Raw genomic sequence first — 19,250 nt, 5'->3', positions numbered from 1 at the left:
CTTGCCGGGATCACGAACGCACCCTAGTCTAGCTGTAGCACTATCTCCGGACGATGATAGAGCAGTGTTAAGACAAGGGACCTCATGAAGCAAAAAAGGACTCTCGGAACCCCTCGGTTGTTGGGCATCGTCTGGCCTTTTATCGCCGTCGTGTTATTTCAGGCATTGTTGGGAGGCGTCAGCCTTTACGTTCTTTCGGCGGTTCGCGGCTACGTCGGCGGTGAGAGCCTGTGGTCCAAGGGCCAGAAAGACGCCATCTATTACCTCAATCTCTACGCCGACAGTCGCGACGAAACGATTTTTCTCAAATACCAGAACGCGATTGCGGTACCTCAGGGTGGCCATGAATTGCGTCTGGCGCTGGATCATCAGCCACCGAATATCGAGGCGGCGCGGATCGCGATCCTCAAGGGTGGCAACCACCCGGACGACGTCTCCAGCGTTATTTGGCTGTACCTCAATTTCCGGCACTTCAGCTACCTTGAAAAAGCCATCGACCTCTGGACGGTCGGTGACGCGTACCTGGTGCAACTCGATGACGTCGCGCGGGAGATGCATCAGCGCATTGCCGATAGCCAGGTCACCGATGCCGACATCAGGCGCTGGAAGGACCAGATTTTTACCATCAACGAAGGCGTGACGCCTGCCGCCAAAGCGTTCAGCGACGCCTTGGGCGAAGGCTCGCGGGTGATTCTCCGACTGCTGTTGGTGACGAACCTCGCCACTGCGCTGGGTTTGATTGTGTTGGCCCTGCTGCGCACTCATAAACTGCTCAAGCAGCGCCATGCCTTCGCCGATGCCTTGCAGTTGGAGAAAGACCGGGCACAGATCACTCTGCAATCGATTGGCGATGGAGTGATCACCACGGATGTCGAGGGTGCGATTGCCTATATGAATCCGGCCGCCGAAGCCTTGACTCACTGGAAGGCCGAACAGGCGGCGGGGTTGCCATTGGCGGCGTTGTTCAATCTGCTGGACGAGAACGCTCAGGCCGACGGCTTTACCTTGATCGAGCACATTTTGAGCGGTCAGCTCAGCGGTGGCAGCGAGCATTCCAAACTGATCCAGCGTCTGGATGGCAGCACGGTGTCGGTCACTCTGGTCGGCGCGCCGATTCGCAATACGGGCAAGGTCAGTGGCACCGTGCTGGTGCTGCACGACATGACTCAGGAGCGGCAATACATCGCCAATCTGTCCTGGCAGGCGACCCATGACGCCCTGACCGGGCTGGCCAATCGCCGCGAATTCGAATATCGCCTCGAACAGGCCCTGCATAACCTGACGCGCCAGACGGGGCGTCATGCCTTGATGTTTCTCGATCTGGATCAATTCAAACTGGTCAACGACACCTGCGGTCATGCCGCGGGCGACGAACTGTTGCGGCATATCTGTGCGTTGTTGCAATCAGGTTTGCGCGAAGGCGACACCCTGGCCCGATTGGGTGGCGATGAGTTCGGCATTCTGTTGGAAAACTGTGCGCCGGAAGCGGCCGAGAAAATCGCCGAAGTCCTGCGCCAGACCGTGCAGAACCTGCACTTTGTCTGGAAAGGCCGGCCGTTCGTGACCACCGTGAGTATCGGGCTGGTGCATGTGGCCCAGAGCCCGACTACCCTCGAAGCTTCGCTGCGTGCCGCTGACATGGCTTGTTATATGGCCAAGGAAAAGGGCCGCAACCGGGTTCAGGTCTATCACGCCGACGATTCGGAGCTGTCCCTGCGCTTTGGCGAGATGGCCTGGGTGCAGCGCCTGCATGTAGCGTTGGAAGAAGACCGCTTCTGCCTGTACGCCCAGGAAATCGCGCCCCTTGGCGCTGACGAGCAGGGTCGCGGGCATATCGAAATCCTGCTGCGCCTGCATGACGAAGCGGGGCGCATGATTCTGCCGGATAGTTTCATACCGGCCGCCGAGCGCTACGGTTTGATGACGTCGATTGACCGTTGGGTAGTGGAGAACGTTTTCAAAGTCATTGCCCAGTGCATCGCTGAAGAGCGCGAAGGGCCGTTGGCCATGTGTGCGATAAATCTGTCAGGTACTACTATCGGCGATGAGGCGTTTCTGGACTTCCTTCGTGAACAGTTTGTTGCATATTCAATTCCGCCCGAAATGATTTGTTTTGAAATTACAGAAACCAGCGCGATTGCAAATCTGGGTAGTGCAATTAGATTTATCAATGAACTCAAAGGCTTAGGTTGTCATTTTTCGCTGGATGACTTTTGCGCCGGTATGTCCTCATTCGCTTATTTGAAACATTTACCTGTAGACTTCCTGAAGATCGACGGGAGTTTCGTAAAGGATATGCTGGACGACCCGATTAACCGCGCCATGGTCGAAGTGATCAATCACATCGGTCATGTCATGGGTAAGCGCACGATTGCCGAGTTCGTTGAAACACCTCAGATCGAGCAGGCATTGCTGGAGATCGGGGTGGATTACGCTCAAGGGTATGTGATTGAACGCCCGCATCTGTTTACCTGGGATAGTTTGCAAAGTCGTCCTGCCCGGCCCCGACCTTTGTTGTTCAAGGCGCCGGGCACGTTCCGTTGAAACTCTTGCTGATCTAAAAAATCACAATCAAAAGGAGCGCGACAGTGATCGACACATTCAACAGAACCGGACCACTCATGGAAGCCGCAAGTTATCCCGCCTGGGCTCAGCAACTGATCCAGGATTGCAGCGAGAGCAAGCGCCGGGTTGTCGGACACGAACTGTATCAACGCATGCGCGATAACAAACTCAGCGCAAAAACCATGCGGCAGTACCTTATTGGTGGCTGGCCGGTGGTCGAACAGTTCGCTTTATACATGGCACAGAACCTGACCAAGACCCGTTTTGCGCGCCATCCTGGCGAAGACATGGCGCGTCGCTGGCTTATGCGCAACATTCGCGTCGAATTGAACCATGCCGATTACTGGGTGCATTGGAGCCGTGCTCACGGTGTCAGCCTGGAAGATCTGCAAGCCCAACAGGTGGCCCCTGAGCTTCACGCCTTGAGCCACTGGTGCTGGCACACCAGTTCGTCGGATTCGCTGATCGTGGCCATCGCCGCCACCAACTACGCCATCGAAGGGGCGACGGGGGAGTGGTCGGCCCTGGTTTGCTCCAATGGTGTCTACGCGGCAGCGTTCCCCGAGGAAGATCGCAAGCGGGCCATGAAGTGGTTGAAGATGCACGCCCAGTATGACGATGCCCATCCATGGGAAGCGCTGGAAATCATCTGCACCCTGGCGGGTATGAACCCGAGCAAAGCACTGCAAGTGGAATTGCGCCAGGCTGTCTGCAAAAGTTACGACTACATGTATCTGTTCCTGGAACGTTGCATGCAGTTGGAACTGGCAGTGAAAACCCCGGTAGCCCGTGAGCGGATGGAGCTGGCCGAAAGCTGATCCTCTGAAAGCAACACAAACCAAATGTGGGAGCGGGCTTGCTCGCGAAGACGGCTTAACATTCAACAGAGATGCTGAATGTCAGACCGCTTTCGCGAGCAAGCCCGCTCCCACATGGGTTATGCAGCGTTGCTGAAATATCAGCCCGCCATCGCAAGGCGGTTACGCCCCTCACGCTTGGCCACATACAACGCACTGTCGGCCCGTCGCAACAAACTCTCGGCAGACTCGCCGGGTAGCAGGGTCGAGCAACCGATGCTCACCGTCAGCTCGATCATCTTGCCCTCGGCCTCATAGTCTTGAGCCTGCGCCGCAAACCGCAGTCGTTCACCGATCATGGCCGCAGCTTCCCGGCTGGTGTTGGAAAGCAGGATTAGGAACTCTTCGCCACCAAACCGGAACACCATGTCGACGTTGCGCAGCTGGTTTTTGATTGAGGCTGCGACGGCCTTCAGCACTTCGTCGCCGGCGCTGTGCCCGTAGGTATCGTTGATGTGTTTGAAGTGATCGATGTCCAGCATCAACAGCGACAGGGGCTGCGAGTGTCGCCGCGACATCTCGATTTCCCGTTCCAGCGTCTGATCCATAGCAATGCGGTTGCCGGTATCGGTCAGCGGATCACGCAATGCACTTTGGGTGGCCGCTCGGTAGAGCAGGGCGTTTCGCATGGGGAAGAGCAGGGTCGACAACAGTGACTCCAGGTTGCCCTGTTCCTCTTCGCTGAAACGCTGATTGCGACGGAATACCAGCTCACCCAATTGCTCGCCTTCATGGCTGAGGCTGTAGCTGATTGAATGATGACCCCGTGCACCGAATTGCAGGCGCAAGTCGCTGGGCTGATGTTCGTAATTCAAGGCATCCAGCGGCACAATGCGCTGAATTTCACGGAAGAAAAGTCCGAGAATGCGTTGCGGCTCAAGACTGGTTTGCAGTTGCAGGCCCAGCGCTTGGCGCAACTGCGCAAGACTGACGGGCCGCTCCAGGAGGGGAGGCTGCTGACCAAAGCCCAGGCGTTGCAATTTGGCACTGTCGAAGTCAATTGCGTTGGTCTGGGAAGGTGATTTCATATGGCGTGAGCCCCTAAGCAGTAAGGCTGTCTTACAGGCTGGGTGAGAGCGGCTTTGGGCTGCGCGTCATACTGGTCCATCAGTCCCGTAGGACATTTGGCACGAGTTTAGTCCGCTTTGCCGAAGATTAGGTGACCTCTCGGCTGAAGCTCCGCCTCGTCTGCTTTCACACGGCGTGTCTGAACAAAATTAGAGCGAAAGTCGTGCCATTCGGTTCAGTCGAATAAAAAGCTTTAAAAATCAAAATGCTGGAAGGTCATGCGAGAGGAGTTGCGGAGGGTTATGACATTTATTTGACTTGAAGCGGGGGTAGTTACCACCGAGTTCGAGTGCCGCGGCGGGAAGCCGTCGCGGCAGAAAAGCGACGCACGGGCGTTACTGAGCGTTGAACGCCTGGCCATTGATGCCGGTACTGTCCGGACCCATCAGGTAAAGGTAGACCGGCATGATCTCCTCGGGTGTCGGGTTGTTCAGCGGGTTTTCACCGGGGTAGGCCTGAGCGCGCATGCTGGTGCGGGTAGCGCCGGGGTTGATGCTGTTGGAGCGCACGGGTGCCACTGTATCCACTTCGTCGGCCAGGGTTTGCATCAGGCCTTCGGTGGCGAATTTGGAAACGCCGTACGCGCCCCAGTACGCACGACCCTTGCGACCGACGCTGCTGGAGGTGAACACCACCGAGGCGTCCTGAGACAGCTTGAGCAGTGGCAACAGGGTGCTGGTGAGCATGAACATGGCGTTGACGTTGACGTGCATGACGCGCATGAAGTTCTCGCCGGACAACTGCTCGATCGGTGTGCGCGGCCCGATGATCGAGGCGTTGTGCAGCAAGCCGTCGAGATGGCCGAACTCGGTCTCGATCATGGCTGCCAGTTCATCGTATTGATGAGGCAGTGCGGTTTCCAGGTTGAACGGAATCACGGCCGGTTGTGGATGCCCGGCCGCTTCGATCTCGTCGTAGACCTGAGTCAGATTGGCTTCGGTCTTGCCCAGCAACAACACGGTGGCGCCATGGGCGGCGTAGGTTTTTGCAGCGGCAGCACCGATGCCACGGCCAGCGCCGGTGACCAGGATGACCCGGTCCTTGAGCAATTCAGGGCGGGCGGAATAATCAAACATAAAAAACCTCAACATAATCCGTTAACAGGGCCGAAAAAGATCGCAGCCTTCGGCAGCTCCTACGCCGATCGCGGTCTCCTGTAGGAGCTGCCGCAGGCTGCGATTTTTTGATTTGAATCAGCAACTGCACAAAGGGTTATCCAACACCTCGACCAGCGCCAGGGGATGATCGATCACCACGTCCGCGCCCCAGTGCTTCGGGTTATCGTCCGGATGAATATAACCGTAGGTCACCGCGCAGGTTTTGGTGCCAGCATCACGGCCGGACTCGATGTCTCGCAGGTCATCGCCCACAAACAGCACACTGGCCGGGTCCAGGTCGAGCATCTTGCACGCCAGGATCAACGGCTCCGGATCCGGTTTACTGTTCTTCACATGATCGGGGCAAATCAGCACCTTCGAACGTTCGGCCAGGCCCAGCTGCTGCATGATCGGCTCGGCGAAACGTACCGGTTTGTTGGTGACAACGCCCCAGATCAGGTTGGCCTTTTCGATTTTTTCCAGCACCTCGGCCATGCCGTCGAACAGATGACTGTGGACCGCGCAACCCTTGAGGTAGCGGTCGAGAAATTCCTGACGCAGTTCCTCGAACCCCGGCGATTCCGGGTCCATGGAAAAGTTTGCGGCGACCATCGCTTTGGCGCCGCCGGAAATTTCATCGCGAATGTATTGGGTGTTGATGGGCGGCAAACCACGATCAGCGCGCATCGCCTGGCAGATGGCGATAAAATCCGGCGCGGTGTCGAGCAGGGTGCCGTCCATGTCGAAAAGGACTGCTCTGATACGCATCGGCTTACTCCTCGCGCAGGGTCTGGATCATGTAATTGACGTCGACATCGGCCGCCAGTTTGTAGTGCTTGGTCAGCGGATTGTAGGTCAGGCCGATGATGTCCTTGACGGTCAGGCCGGCCATGCGGCTCCAGGCGCCAAGCTCCGAAGGGCGGATGAATTTCTTGAAGTCGTGGGTGCCGCGCGGCAGCAGCTTCATGATGTATTCGGCGCCGACGATGGCGAACAGATAGGCCTTCGGGTTGCGGTTGATGGTGGAGAAGAACACCTGGCCGCCCGGTTTGACCATTTTGAAACAGGCGCGGATCACTGATGACGGATCTGGCACGTGTTCAAGCATTTCCAGGCATGTCACCACGTCGAACTGCTCTGGCATTTCTTCGGCCAGGGCTTCGGCGGTGATCTGCCGGTACTCGACGCTCACGCCGGATTCCAGCTGATGCAGTTGAGCGACGGCCAGCGGCGCTTCGCCCATGTCGATGCCCATGACGGTCGCGCCGCGCTGGGCCATGGCTTCGCTGAGGATGCCGCCGCCGCAACCGACGTCGAGGACTTTCTTGCCGGCCAGATGGACGCGCTCGTCGATCCAGTTGACCCGCAGCGGGTTGATGTCGTGCAGCGGTTTGAACTCGCTTTCGCGGTCCCACCAGCGATGGGCCAGGGCTTCGAATTTGGCGATTTCGGCGTAGTCGACGTTGCTCATGGTGTCAGTCCTCTAAAACTTGAAAAATCCTGTTGCCCCGGTTTTGGTCCAGGGTGCTTACGATTCGGTATGGCCGCTGATGCGCCTGCCCCAGGCCTTGGCAGTGGCACACAGTTGCGCCTCATCCAGGCGGGTCAGGCGGCGATCGTCGAGCAGTTGCTTGCCGGCGACCCAAAGGTGTTTAACGCAATCGCGGCCAGTGGCATAGATAAGCTGCGAAACCGGGTCGTAGACCGGTTGCTGTGCCAGGCCCGACAGGTCGAACGCAACGATGTCCGCCGCTTTGCCGACTTCCAGCGAACCCGTCTCGGCTTCGATTCCCAGCGCACGGGCGCCATTGAGCGTGGCCATGCGCAGGGCGCGATGGGCGTCCAGCGCCGTGGCGGAACCGGCGACGGCCTTGGCTAACAACGCAGCGGTGCGGGTTTCACCGAGCAGGTCGAGGTCATTATTGCTGGCCGAGCCATCGGTGCCGACCGCCACATTGACCCCGGCCTGCCACAAGCGCTCGATCGGACAGAAACCGCTGGCCAGCTTCAGGTTCGACTCCGGGCAATGAATCACATTGGTGTTACTTTCTACCAGCAGCACCAGGTCTTCATCGCTGATCTGGGTCATGTGAACGGCCTGGAGGCGCGGCCCGAGCAGGCCCAGGCGGCCAAGGCGGGCCAACGGGCGCTCGCTGCACTGCTCGACCGACTGCTGCACTTCGAAAGCGGTTTCATGGACGTGCATGTGAATCGAGGCGTCCAGCTCTTCGGCGATCACCCGGATTTTTTCCAGGGTTTCATCGCCCACGGTGTAGGGTGCATGGGGCCCAAAGGTGATTTTGATCCGCTCGTGATGCTTGAGATCGCCAAATAATTCGACGCCCTGACGAATGGCTTCATCCGCCGTGGCGGCGCCTGGAATCGGGAAATCGAGGATCGGAATGGCGATCTGGGCGCGAATGCCGCTGTTATGTACGCGTTCGCTGGCGACCTTCGGGAAGAAATACATGTCGGAGAAACAGGTGATGCCGCCTTTGATCTGCTCGGCAATGGCCAAGTCAGTGCCATCATGTACGAAAGCCTCGTCGACCCACTTGGCTTCGGCCGGCCAGATGTGGTTTTCCAGCCAGGTCATTAGCGGCAGATCGTCGGCCAGGCCGCGGAACAGCGTCATTGCCGCATGCCCGTGAGCATTGATCAGCCCAGGGGCGAGCAACATGTCCGGCAATTCGCGAACTTCGGTTGCGTTAAACTTCAAGGCTGCTGCACGCGGGCCGATAAATACGATACGACCGTCGCGGATGCCCAGGGCATGCTCTTTAAGGACCACGCCAGCCGGTTCGACGGGTACCAGCCAGGTCGGCAGCAATAACAGGTCGAGCGCAGCGGTGGGGGTCGGCATCGAAAGTCGGTTCCAGTGCTTTTGTAAAGGATGGCGAAGTATACCCGAGCGTCTTCGCGGGGGGATCGCTATAATCGGCGGCTTTTGTTCATGAGTGCGGGGTAAGTGGATGCGCGATCGACTGTTGGCTGCGGAGAAGGTGAAGGCCATCGATTGGCGTGATGGCACCCTGTATCTGCTGGATCAGCGTATTTTGCCGTTCGAGGAAACCTGGATCGCCTACACCAGCGCCACGGGTGTGGCCGAAGCCATTCGTTCGATGGTGGTGCGCGGCGCGCCGGCCATTGGCATCAGTGCGGCGTATGCCATGGTGCTGTCAGCCCGCGCCCGAATTGCCGAGGGCGGTGACTGGCAGGCAGCGTGGGAAGAGGATTACGCGTTACTGGCCGATTCCCGTCCAACAGCGGTTAATCTGTTCTGGGCCTTGAGTCGCATGCGTGACCGCCTGGACCGCCTCAAGGAAGACGCAGACCCTCTGGCGGCGTTGGAGGCGGAAGCCATCGCCATCCATGAAAGCGATCGCGAAGCCAACCTGACCATGGCTCAACTGGGCGTCGACCTGATCCGCAAACATCAGGGCAATGCCCAGGCGATCCTCACGCACTGCAACACCGGCGCACTGGCCACCGGCGGCTTCGGCACGGCGCTGGGGGTGATTCGCGGGGCTTTCATCGAGGGCATGGTCGAGCGCGTTTACGCCGACGAAACCCGGCCATGGCTGCAAGGTTCGAGATTAACCGCATGGGAATTGGCCAATGAAGGCATTCCGGTGACGCTCAATGCCGATTCCGCCGCCGCGCACATCATGAAAACCAAGGGTGTGACCTGGGTTATCGTCGGCGCTGACCGAATCACCGCCAATGGCGATGTGGCGAACAAGATCGGTACCTACCAACTGGCGGTCAACGCCATGCACCACGGCGTGCGCTTCATGGTGGTGGCGCCGAGTTCGACCATCGATATGAACCTGGCCAGCGGCGACGAAATCCCCATCGAAGAGCGCGATGGCCGCGAGCTACTGGAAGTTGGCGGCAAGCGGGTGGGGGCGGATGTCGATGCGTTCAACCCGGTGTTCGACGTGACGCCTGCGGATTTGATCGACGCGATTGTCACCGAGAAAGGCATCGTCGAGCGGCCTGATACGGCGAAAATGGCGCAGTTGATGTGCCGCAAGCGGTTGCATTAAGGCTCTTTGGCGTCTGATAAATTGCCTTCGCGAGCAAGCCCGCTCCCACATTGGGCCGAGTCGGTCGCAGAATTTGTATGCGACACCGATCCAATGTGAGAGCGGGCTTGCTCGCGAAGAGGCCCTGACAGTCAACAAATATCGCTGATCAAGCCCCTGATTCTCCATTCAACACGGCTCTAAGCCCCTCTCGTCCCTTTCAAGCCTGTCACCGGTCAACTAACTATGCTCCATGCGCATCTGGGGGATAGGTGCGTGGCGGCTCTTGTGATAACATCCGGCGGTTTCCAGGGTAGCCTGATGTGGCTGCCTTTACTGCGCAGATCCATGGCATAACTCGTTGATTTGTCGTAAGTCGGTGCACGGCACTCAGTCTGCATCGGCGAGCTTCGTTCGTCCCATATGGATGTGACGAAGTTTCACCAGAAAAAGGAATCAGGCTTCTCATGGGCGAACTGGCCAAAGAAATCCTCCCGGTCAATATCGAAGACGAGCTGAAGCAGTCCTACCTCGACTACGCGATGAGCGTAATTGTCGGGCGGGCACTGCCGGATGCGCGCGATGGCTTGAAGCCCGTGCACCGGCGTGTGCTGTTCGCGATGAGCGAGCTGGGTAACGACTTCAACAAGCCGTACAAGAAATCTGCCCGTGTTGTCGGTGACGTGATCGGTAAGTATCACCCTCACGGTGATACCGCGGTGTACGACACCATCGTTCGGATGGCGCAGCCATTCTCGCTGCGTTACCTGTTGGTAGACGGTCAGGGCAACTTCGGTTCGGTGGACGGCGACAACGCCGCGGCCATGCGATACACCGAAGTGCGCATGACCAAGCTGGCGCACGAGCTGCTGGCTGACCTGCACAAAGAAACCGTGGACTGGGTGCCGAACTACGACGGCACCGAAATGATCCCGGCGGTCATGCCGACCCGTATTCCCAACCTGCTGGTCAACGGCTCCAGCGGTATCGCCGTGGGTATGGCGACCAACATCCCGCCGCACAACCTCGGTGAAGTCATCGACGGTTGCCTGGCACTCATCGACAACCCGGAACTGACCGTCGATGAGCTGATGCAATACATCCCCGGTCCGGACTTCCCGACCGCCGCGATCATCAACGGTCGCGCCGGCATCATCGAAGCCTACCGCACCGGTCGCGGACGCATTTACATGCGTGCTCGCTCGATCATTGAAGACATCGACAAGGTCGGTGGTCGTCAGCAGATCGTTATCACCGAACTCCCTTACCAGCTGAACAAGGCGCGTCTGATCGAGAAGATCGCCGAGCTGGTAAAAGAGAAGAAGCTCGAAGGCATCACCGAGCTGCGCGACGAGTCCGACAAGGACGGTATGCGCGTCGTGATCGAGCTGCGTCGCGGTGAAGTGCCTGAGGTGATTCTCAACAACCTCTACGCCCAGACCCAGCTGCAAGCGGTGTTCGGTATCAACATCGTCGCGCTGATCGACGGCCGTCCGCGGATCCTGAACCTCAAGGACCTGCTGGAAGCGTTCGTTCGTCACCGTCGCGAAGTGGTGACCCGTCGTACCGTGTTCGAGCTGCGCAAAGCGCGCGAGCGTGGCCACATTCTGGAAGGTCAAGCGGTTGCCCTGTCGAACATCGACCCGGTCATCGCCCTGATCAAGGCCTCGCCAACGCCATCGGAAGCCAAGGAAGCACTGATCAAGACTGCGTGGGAATCTTCCGCTGTAGTTGCGATGGTTGAGCGTGCCGGTGCCGATTCGTGCCGTCCAGAGACCCTGGACCCGCAATACGGTCTACGCGAGGGCAAGTACTTCCTGTCGCCAGAGCAGGCGCAAGCCATTCTGGAACTGCGTCTGCACCGTCTGACTGGTCTGGAACACGAAAAGCTGCTGGCCGAGTATCAAGAGATCCTCAACCAGATCGGCGAGCTGATCCGCATCCTCAGCAGTGCCACGCGCCTGATGGAAGTGATCCGCGAAGAGCTGGAAGTGATCCGCGCCGAATACGGCGACGTGCGTCGCACCGAGATTCTCGATGCCCGTCTCGACCTGACCCTGGGTGACATGATCCCGGAAGAAGAGCGCGTCGTGACCATTTCCCACGGTGGCTACGCCAAGACCCAGCCATTGGCTGCGTACCAGGCTCAGCGTCGTGGCGGTAAAGGCAAATCGGCTACCGGCGTCAAGGATGAGGACTACATCGCTCACCTGCTGGTCGCCAACAGCCATACCACGCTGCTGCTGTTCTCCAGCAAAGGCAAAGTGTACTGGCTGAAAACCTACGAAATTCCGGAAGCGTCCCGCGCTGCCCGTGGTCGTCCGCTGGTCAACCTGCTGCCGCTGGACAGTGATGAATACATCACCACCATGCTGCCGGTCGAGGAATACACCGAAGGTCACTTCATCTTCATGGCCACTGCTAAAGGCACCGTGAAGAAGACCCCGCTGGAATCCTTCAGCCGTCAACGCAGCGTCGGTCTGATCGCGCTGGAGCTGGACGAAGGTGACGTACTGATCTCTGCCGCCATTACCGATGGCGAACGCGAAGTCATGCTGTTCTCCGACGGCGGCAAGGTCACTCGTTTCAAGGAAACCGACGTCCGCGCCATGGGCCGTACCGCTCGCGGTGTCCGCGGTATGCGTCTGCCGGAAGGCCAGAAGCTGATCTCCATGCTGATCCCGGAAGAAGGCAGCCAGATCCTCACCGCTTCGGCGCGTGGTTTCGGCAAGCGCACCGCGATCACCGAGTTCCCTGAATACAAGCGTGGCGGTCAGGGCGTTATCGCCATGGTCAGCAACGAGCGTAACGGCCGTCTGGTCGGCGCAGTCCAGGTGCTCGACGGCGAGGAAATCATGCTGATTTCCGACCAGGGTACTTTGGTTCGTACCCGTGTCGACGAAGTCTCCAGCCTGGGTCGTAACACCCAGGGCGTGACCCTGATCAAGCTGGCCAGCGATGAAACGCTGGTGGGCCTGGAACGGGTTCAAGAGCCGTCGGAAGTCGAAGGCGAAGAGCTGGAAGGCGAAGGGCTCGAAGGTGAAGAGGGTGCAGTGTTCGACGGTGAGGTCGTGATCGACGATGTTGCCGAAGACCAGCAACTCGACGCCGCCGCTGACGAAGAGCCGCAAGAGTAAGCGGGCAAGCAGGGGGCGGATGAAGATTCGCCCCCTTGTTGTTTGTCCCTTGAGAATATTTCGACACCCACGAAGATCAAATGTGGGAGCGGGCTTGCTCGCGAAGACGGACTGACATTCGGTACTGATGTCGCCTGATACACCGCTTTCGCGAGCAAGCCCGCTCCCACATGAGTTTCGTGGCGATTGATGTTGTGATTTATTGCGTGATACCACCAAATCAGAGCGAGATTGGATGTGAGCAAGAGAGCCTATAACTTCTGTGCCGGTCCTGCGGCGCTTCCCGAAGCTGTCCTGAAGCGCGCCCAGGGTGAACTCCTTGATTGGCACGGCAAGGGCTTGTCGGTCATGGAAATGAGCCATCGCAGCGATGAGTTCGTGTCCATTGCCACCAAGGCCGAGCAGGATCTGCGTGATCTGCTGAATATCCCCTCGAACTATAAAGTGCTGTTTTTGCAAGGTGGCGCGAGCCAGCAATTTGCTCAGATTCCTCTGAACCTGTTGCCGGAAAGCGGCACCGCCGACTATATCGACACCGGTATCTGGTCGCAGAAAGCTATCGAAGAAGCCTCGCGCTACGGCCACGTCAACGTTGCCGCCACCGCCAAGCCTTACGACTATTTCGCTATCCCCGGTCAGAACGAATGGAGCCTGTCTGCCGATGCGGCCTACGTTCACTACGCACCGAACGAAACCATTGGTGGCCTGGAATTCCAATGGATCCCGGAAACCGGTGATGTACCGCTGGTTGCCGACATGTCCTCGGACATTCTCTCGCGTCCGGTGGATGTTTCGCGCTTCGGCATGATCTACGCTGGCGCCCAGAAAAACATCGGCCCGAGCGGCCTGGTCGTGAACATCGTTCGCGAAGACCTGCTGGGTCGCGCCCGTTCCATTTGCCCGACCATGCTCAACTACAAGGTCGCGGCCGATAACGGCTCGATGTACAACACCCCGCCAACCCTGGCTTGGTACTTGTCCGGTCTGGTGTTTGAGTGGCTGAAAGAGCAGGGTGGTATCGAAGCCATCGGCAAGCTCAATGAAGTGAAACAGCGCACACTGTATGACTTCATCGACGCCAGCGGCTTGTACAGCAACCCGATCAACAAGTCGGACCGCTCGTGGATGAACGTGCCGTTCCGTCTGGCCGACGATCGTCTCGATAAGCCGTTCCTGGCTGGCGCCGACGAACGCGGCCTGCTGAACCTCAAGGGCCACCGTTCCGTGGGCGGCATGCGTGCCTCCATCTATAACGCCGTCGATATTGTTGCGGTCAACGCGCTGGTTTCGTACATGGCAGAGTTCGAGAAGGAACACGGTTAATGTCTGAGCAAGAACTCAAGGCACTGCGCCTGCGCATTGATGCTCTGGACGAAAAAGTCCTGGAGCTGATTAGTGAGCGCGCACGTTGCGCCCAGGAAGTTGCGCGAGTAAAGATGGCCTCGCTGGCCGAAGGCGAAGTGCCGGTGTTCTATCGTCCTGAGCGTGAAGCTCAGGTGCTCAAGCGTGTGATGGAGCGTAACCAGGGGCCGCTGGGCAACGAAGAGATGGCGCGGCTGTTCCGCGAAATCATGTCCTCGTGCCTGGCCCTCGAGCAGCCGCTGAAGGTGGCTTACCTCGGCCCTGAAGGGACCTTCACTCAGGCTGCAGCCATGAAGCACTTCGGCCATGCAGTGATCAGCAAGCCGATGGCAGCGATCGACGAAGTGTTCCGTGAAGTCGCGGCCGGTGCGGTGAACTTTGGCGTGGTCCCGGTGGAAAACTCCACCGAGGGCGCGGTCAACCACACCCTCGACAGCTTCCTCGAGCACGACATGGTGATCTGTGGCGAAGTCGAGCTGCGTATTCACCATCACCTGTTGGTCGGTGAAAACACCAAGACCGACAGCATCAGCCGTATCTATTCCCACGCCCAGTCCCTGGCCCAGTGCCGCAAGTGGCTGGACGCCCATTACCCGAATGTCGAGCGCGTGGCGGTTTCGAGCAACGCCGAAGCGGCCAAGCGGGTCAAGGGTGAGTGGAACTCGGCGGCGATCGCCGGCGACATGGCCGCTGGTCTGTATGGGTTGACTCGTCTGGCCGAAAAAATCGAGGATCGTCCGGACAACTCCACACGATTCCTGATGATCGGCAGCCAGGAAGTACCGCCGACCGGCGACGACAAGACCTCGATCATCGTCTCCATGAGCAACAAACCCGGCGCGCTCCACGAGCTGCTGGTGCCGTTCCATGACAACGGCATCGACCTGACACGCATCGAGACCCGTCCGTCGCGCAGCGGTAAATGGACCTACGTGTTCTTCATCGACTTCGTCGGCCACCACCGCGACCCGCTGGTCAAAGGTGTGCTGGAAAAGATCAGTCAGGAAGCAGTAGCACTCAAAGTGCTGGGTTCCTACCCGAAAGCAGTTCTCTAAGGGCGGTAGCAAATGAGTGGCAACTTCCTCGCTCTGGCACAGCCGGGCGTGCAACAACTTTCGCCTTACGTTCCGGGCAAACCCGTGGACGAACTGGCTCGTGAGCTGAACCTCGATCCGGCCAATATCGTCAAACTGGCGAGCAACGAAAACCCGTTGGGCGCCAGTCCCAAGGCGCTGGCAGCGATTCGCGAAGCGCTGACCGAGCTGACCCGCTATCCGGACGGCAACGGTTTTGCGCTCAAGACCCTGCTGGCCGATCAGTGTCGCGTCGAGCTGAACCAAGTGACGCTGGGCAACGGCTCCAACGACATTCTGGAGCTGGTGGCGCGCGCCTATCTGGCGCCGGGCCTGAACGCGGTGTTCAGCGCGCATGCGTTTGCGGTCTATCCGATCGTGACCCAGGCCGTCGGTGCCCAGGCAAAAGTGATCCCGGCCAAAGACTGGGGTCATGATCTGTCGGCCATGCTGGCCGCGATCGATGCCGATACTCGCGTGGTGTTCATTGCCAACCCGAACAACCCGACCGGGACCTGGTTCGACGCCCAAGCGCTGGATGATTTCCTGCAGGACGTACCGGCTCATGTGCTGGTGGTGCTGGACGAGGCCTACATCGAATACGCCGAAGGCAGCGACTTGCCCGATGGCCTGGACTATCTGGCGGCCTATCCGAATCTGCTGGTCTCGCGCACCTTCTCCAAGGCCTATGGTCTGGCGTCGCTGCGGGTCGGTTACGGCTTGTCCTCGGCCATCGTCGCCGATGTGCTGAATCGCGTGCGTCAGCCATTCAACGTCAACAGTCTCGCGCTGGCTGCCGCTTGTGCCGCGTTGCAAGACGTCGAGTACCTGGCCGAAAGCCGTCGCCTGAACGAGTCCGGCATGCAGCAGCTGCAAGCGGGTTTCCGCGAGCTGGGTCTGAGCTGGATTCCATCCAAAGGCAACTTCATCTGTGTCGATCTGGGTCGCGTTGCCGCTCCTGTGTTCGAGGGGTTGCTGCGTGAAGGTGTGATCGTGCGTCCGGTGGCCAACTACGGCATGCCGAACCACCTGCGTATCACCATTGGTTTGCCGGCTGAAAACAGCCGCTTCCTCGAGGCGCTGACCAAGGTTATGGCTCGTGGTTGATGTCACTGCACTGCAATCTGCTCAACCTATGATCGGTCGCCTGGTGGTGGTCGGCCTGGGGTTGATCGGCGGTTCGTTTGCCAAGGGTTTGCGTGAAAGCGGTCTGTGCCGCGAAGTGGTCGGGGTCGATCTCGACCCGCAGTCGCGCAAGCTGGCGGTCGAGTTGGGCGTGGTGGATCGCTGCGAAGAAGACCTGGCTAAGGCTTGCCAGGGCGCTGACGTGATTCAGCTGGCGGTGCCGATCCTGGCCATGGAGAAATTGCTCGCGCTGTTGGCGGGCATGAATCTGGGGCAAGCGATTCTGACCGACGTCGGTAGCGCCAAGGGTAATGTGGTGCGCGCGGCGACCGAAGCGTTTGGCGGTATGCCAACGCGTTTCGTGCCGGGGCATCCGATTGCCGGTTCCGAGCAGAGCGGGGTGGAAGCCTCCAATGCCGAACTGTTCCGTCGCCATAAAGTCATTCTGACGCCGCTGGATCAGACCGACCCGGCCGCGCTGGCAGTGGTTGACCGGTTGTGGCGCGAACTGGGCGCAGACGTCGAGCACATGCAGGTCGAGCGTCACGACGAAGTGTTGGCGGCGACCAGCCATTTGCCGCACTTGCTGGCGTTCGGTTTGGTCGATTCGTTGGCCAAACGCAATGAAAATCTTGAGATCTTCCGTTACGCTGCGGGCGGTTTCCGCGATTTCACAAGAATCGCCGGTAGCGACCCGGTCATGTGGCACGACATCTTCCTCGCCAACCGCGAAGCTGTCCTGCGCACACTCGATACATTTCGCAGCGACCTCGACGCCTTGCGCGACGCGGTCGATGCAGGGGATGGGCACCAATTATTGGGCGTGTTCACTCGCGCCCGGGTTGCCCGCGAGCATTTCAGTAAAATCCTGGCCCGCCGGGCCTATGTGGACGCTATGAATTCCAACGATCTGATTTTCCTGGCACAACCTGGTGGCCGCCTGACTGGGCGGATTCGTGTACCGGGCGACAAATCGATTTCCCACCGTTCGATCATGCTCGGTTCCCTGGCTGAAGGCGTCACCGAAGTGGAAGGTTTCCTCGAGGGCGAAGACGCTCTGGCGACCTTGCAAGCTTTCCGCGACATGGGTGTCGTCATCGAAGGTCCGCACCACGGTCGTGTGACCATTCACGGCGTCGGCCTGCATGGCCTGAAGCCTGCGCCGGGCCCGATCTATCTGGGCAACTCCGGCACTTCGATGCGTCTGCTGTCTGGCCTGTTGGCTGCGCAGAACTTCGACAGCACGCTGACCGGCGACGCCTCGCTGTCCAAGCGTCCGATGAATCGCGTGGCCAATCCGCTGCGTGAAATGGGCGCCGTGATCGAGACCGCTGCTGAAGGTCGTCCACCGATGACCATTCGTGGCGGCAACAAGCTCAAGGGCCTGACTTACACCATGCCGATGGCCAGCGCCCAGGTTAAATCCTGCCTGTTGCTGGCTGGTCTGTATGCCGAAGGCAAGACCACCGTCACCGAGCCGGCACCGACTCGCGACCACACCGAGCGCATGCTGCGCGGCTTCGGCTACCCGGTGACCGTCAACGGCGCGACTGCCTCGGTCGAGTCCGGCCACAAGTTGACCGCGACCCACATTGAAGTGCCGGGCGATATCTCGTCGTCGGCGTTCTTCCTGGTGGCGGCGTCGATTGCCGAAGGTTCGGAGCTGGTGCTTGAGCACGTCGGCATCAACCCGACCCGTACCGGCGTGATCGACATCCTGCGCCTGATGGGCGCTGACATCACCCTGGAAAACCAGCGTGAAGTTGGCGGCGAACCGGTAGCGGATCTGCGCGTACGGGCAGCTAAACTCAAAGGTATCGAGATCCCCGAGGCGCTGGTTCCACTGGCTATCGACGAGTTCCCGGTGCTGTTCGTGGCCGCTGCATGTGCCGAAGGGCGCACTGTGCTGCGTGGCGCCGAAGAGCTGCGCGTGAAGGAGTCGGACCGGATCCAGGTGATGGCGGATGGTCTGCTGGCGTTGGGCGTCAAGTGCGAGCCAACCCCGGACGGCATCATCATCGACGGCGGCCAGATCGGCGGCGGCGAAGTGCACGGTCACGGCGATCACCGGATTGCCATGGCTTTCAGCGTGGCTTCTTTGCGCGCTAGCGCACCGATCCGCATCCATGATTGCGCCAACGTTGCGACCTCGTTCCCGAACTTCCTCGCGCTGTGTGCGCAGGTCGGTATCCGCGTTGCACAAGAGGCTCAGTCGTGAAAATCATCGCACCGGTCATCACCATTGATGGGCCAAGCGGCTCTGGCAAGGGCACAGTCGCAGGGATGCTGGCCAAGCGCCTGGGCTGGAACTTGCTGGATTCCGGTGCGCTGTATCGATTGCTGGCGTTCGCGGCGTATAACCATGGCGTCGATCTGACGAATGAAGAGCTGCTGAAAAAACTTGCCGCTCATCTGGATGTGCAATTCATCGCTGCGACCGACGGTCAGTTGCAGCGCATTATTCTGGAAGGCGATGAAGTCAGCGATATCATTCGCACCGAAAGTATCGGCTCGGGCGCCTCGCAGGTTGCTGCGTTGCCCGCCGTTCGTGAGGCGCTGCTTCAGCGCCAGCGGGCCTTTCAGGAATCACCGGGTCTGGTGGCCGATGGTCGCGACATGGGCACGGTGGTATTTCCCGACGCGCCATTGAAGATTTTCCTGACCGCCAGTGCCGAGGAGCGTGCGCGCCGTCGATACTTGCAGTTGAAGGGCAAAGTCGATGGTGTTAGTCTGTCGAGTCTGCTAGATGAGATACGTGCGCGCGATGAGCGCGACACCCAGCGAGCGGTAGCCCCGCTCAAACCGGCGGCTGACGCCATCCAGCTGGATTCCACGGAATTATCCATCGATCAGGTGCTGGAACGCATCATGAGTGAAATCGCCATTCGCGATATCGCCGGGTGACCAAGAAACGACCCAGGGGACCAGTCATAGTCCT

The 19,250-nt window shown here is 59.3% G+C and carries 14 protein-coding genes; 9 read left to right on the top strand and 5 right to left on the bottom strand.

The features are described 5' to 3' along the window. The first annotated feature begins 84 nt into the window (after positions 1 to 84). Positions 85 to 2,544, top strand: coding sequence for an EAL domain-containing protein (locus tag KVG95_RS00310; RefSeq protein WP_217854128.1), 2,460 nt, complete (start codon positions 85 to 87; stop codon positions 2,542 to 2,544). Positions 2,545 to 2,621: 77 nt separating this feature from the next. Further along, positions 2,622 to 3,383 (top strand): iron-containing redox enzyme family protein, encoded by a 762-nt coding sequence (locus tag KVG95_RS00305; RefSeq protein WP_225922857.1) that lies wholly within the window; start codon positions 2,622 to 2,624, stop codon positions 3,381 to 3,383. Between the two features lie 140 nt (positions 3,384 to 3,523). On the opposite strand, the gene KVG95_RS00300 is transcribed toward KVG95_RS00305, so the two are convergent. The 5 genes from KVG95_RS00300 to KVG95_RS00280 form a co-directional block, all read right to left on the bottom strand. Then, positions 3,524 to 4,450 (bottom strand): GGDEF domain-containing protein, encoded by a 927-nt coding sequence (locus KVG95_RS00300; protein ID WP_052964127.1) that lies wholly within the window; start codon positions 4,448 to 4,450, stop codon positions 3,524 to 3,526. 375 nt (positions 4,451 to 4,825) lie between these two features. Further along, positions 4,826 to 5,566 carry a YciK family oxidoreductase gene (locus KVG95_RS00295; RefSeq protein WP_007899713.1) on the bottom strand — a complete coding sequence of 247 codons (741 nt, stop codon included), beginning with the start codon at positions 5,564 to 5,566 and terminating at the stop codon, positions 4,826 to 4,828. 117 nt (positions 5,567 to 5,683) lie between these two features. Next, on the bottom strand, positions 5,684 to 6,355 hold the full coding sequence (gene mupP, locus KVG95_RS00290) for an N-acetylmuramic acid 6-phosphate phosphatase MupP (RefSeq protein WP_217854126.1): 672 nt from the start codon (positions 6,353 to 6,355) through the stop codon (positions 5,684 to 5,686). Positions 6,356 to 6,359: 4 nt separating this feature from the next. Beyond that, on the bottom strand, positions 6,360 to 7,058 hold the full coding sequence (gene ubiG / locus KVG95_RS00285; protein ID WP_007899720.1) for a bifunctional 2-polyprenyl-6-hydroxyphenol methylase/3-demethylubiquinol 3-O-methyltransferase UbiG: 699 nt from the start codon (positions 7,056 to 7,058) through the stop codon (positions 6,360 to 6,362). Between the two features lie 57 nt (positions 7,059 to 7,115). After that, the gene (locus tag KVG95_RS00280; RefSeq protein ID WP_217854125.1) at positions 7,116 to 8,450 is read right to left on the bottom strand and encodes a TRZ/ATZ family hydrolase; all 1,335 of its coding nucleotides are present in this window, start codon (positions 8,448 to 8,450) and stop codon (positions 7,116 to 7,118) included. A gap of 109 nt (positions 8,451 to 8,559) precedes the next feature. Here KVG95_RS00280 and mtnA point away from each other — a divergent pair, with 109 nt between their 5' ends. The 7 genes from mtnA to cmk all read left to right on the top strand — a co-directional run bounded on the left by mtnA (position 8,560) and on the right by cmk (position 19,216). Continuing rightward, positions 8,560 to 9,636 carry an S-methyl-5-thioribose-1-phosphate isomerase gene (gene mtnA / locus KVG95_RS00275; protein ID WP_217854124.1) on the top strand — a complete coding sequence of 359 codons (1,077 nt, stop codon included), beginning with the start codon at positions 8,560 to 8,562 and terminating at the stop codon, positions 9,634 to 9,636. A 446-nt stretch (positions 9,637 to 10,082) separates the two neighbouring features. Further along, on the top strand, positions 10,083 to 12,752 hold the full coding sequence (gyrA, locus tag KVG95_RS00270; protein ID WP_052964122.1) for a DNA gyrase subunit A: 2,670 nt from the start codon (positions 10,083 to 10,085) through the stop codon (positions 12,750 to 12,752). A 237-nt stretch (positions 12,753 to 12,989) separates the two neighbouring features. Continuing rightward, complete coding sequence (serC, locus tag KVG95_RS00265) at positions 12,990 to 14,075, top strand: 3-phosphoserine/phosphohydroxythreonine transaminase (RefSeq protein ID WP_052964120.1); 1,086 nt, start codon at positions 12,990 to 12,992, stop codon at positions 14,073 to 14,075. Then, the gene (pheA, locus tag KVG95_RS00260) at positions 14,075 to 15,169 is read left to right on the top strand and encodes a prephenate dehydratase (protein ID WP_007899727.1); all 1,095 of its coding nucleotides are present in this window, start codon (positions 14,075 to 14,077) and stop codon (positions 15,167 to 15,169) included. The genes serC and pheA overlap by 1 nt, the downstream gene beginning before the upstream one ends. Before the next feature lie 12 nt (positions 15,170 to 15,181). Then, the gene (gene hisC, locus KVG95_RS00255) at positions 15,182 to 16,294 is read left to right on the top strand and encodes a histidinol-phosphate transaminase (RefSeq protein ID WP_063341135.1); all 1,113 of its coding nucleotides are present in this window, start codon (positions 15,182 to 15,184) and stop codon (positions 16,292 to 16,294) included. Between the two features lie 28 nt (positions 16,295 to 16,322). After that, complete coding sequence (locus KVG95_RS00250) at positions 16,323 to 18,530, top strand: bifunctional prephenate dehydrogenase/3-phosphoshikimate 1-carboxyvinyltransferase (protein ID WP_264082242.1); 2,208 nt, start codon at positions 16,323 to 16,325, stop codon at positions 18,528 to 18,530. After that, positions 18,527 to 19,216, top strand: coding sequence for a (d)CMP kinase (cmk, locus tag KVG95_RS00245; RefSeq protein WP_123723142.1), 690 nt, complete (start codon positions 18,527 to 18,529; stop codon positions 19,214 to 19,216). The genes KVG95_RS00250 and cmk overlap by 4 nt, the downstream gene beginning before the upstream one ends. Positions 19,217 to 19,250: the final 34 nt, after the last annotated feature.

The organism is Pseudomonas farris, assembly GCF_019145235.1.
GTDB lineage: Bacteria > Pseudomonadota > Gammaproteobacteria > Pseudomonadales > Pseudomonadaceae > Aquipseudomonas > Aquipseudomonas farris.
The sequence above is the reverse complement of the archived record's forward strand: the minus strand, read 5'-3'. Positions and strand labels throughout refer to the sequence as shown.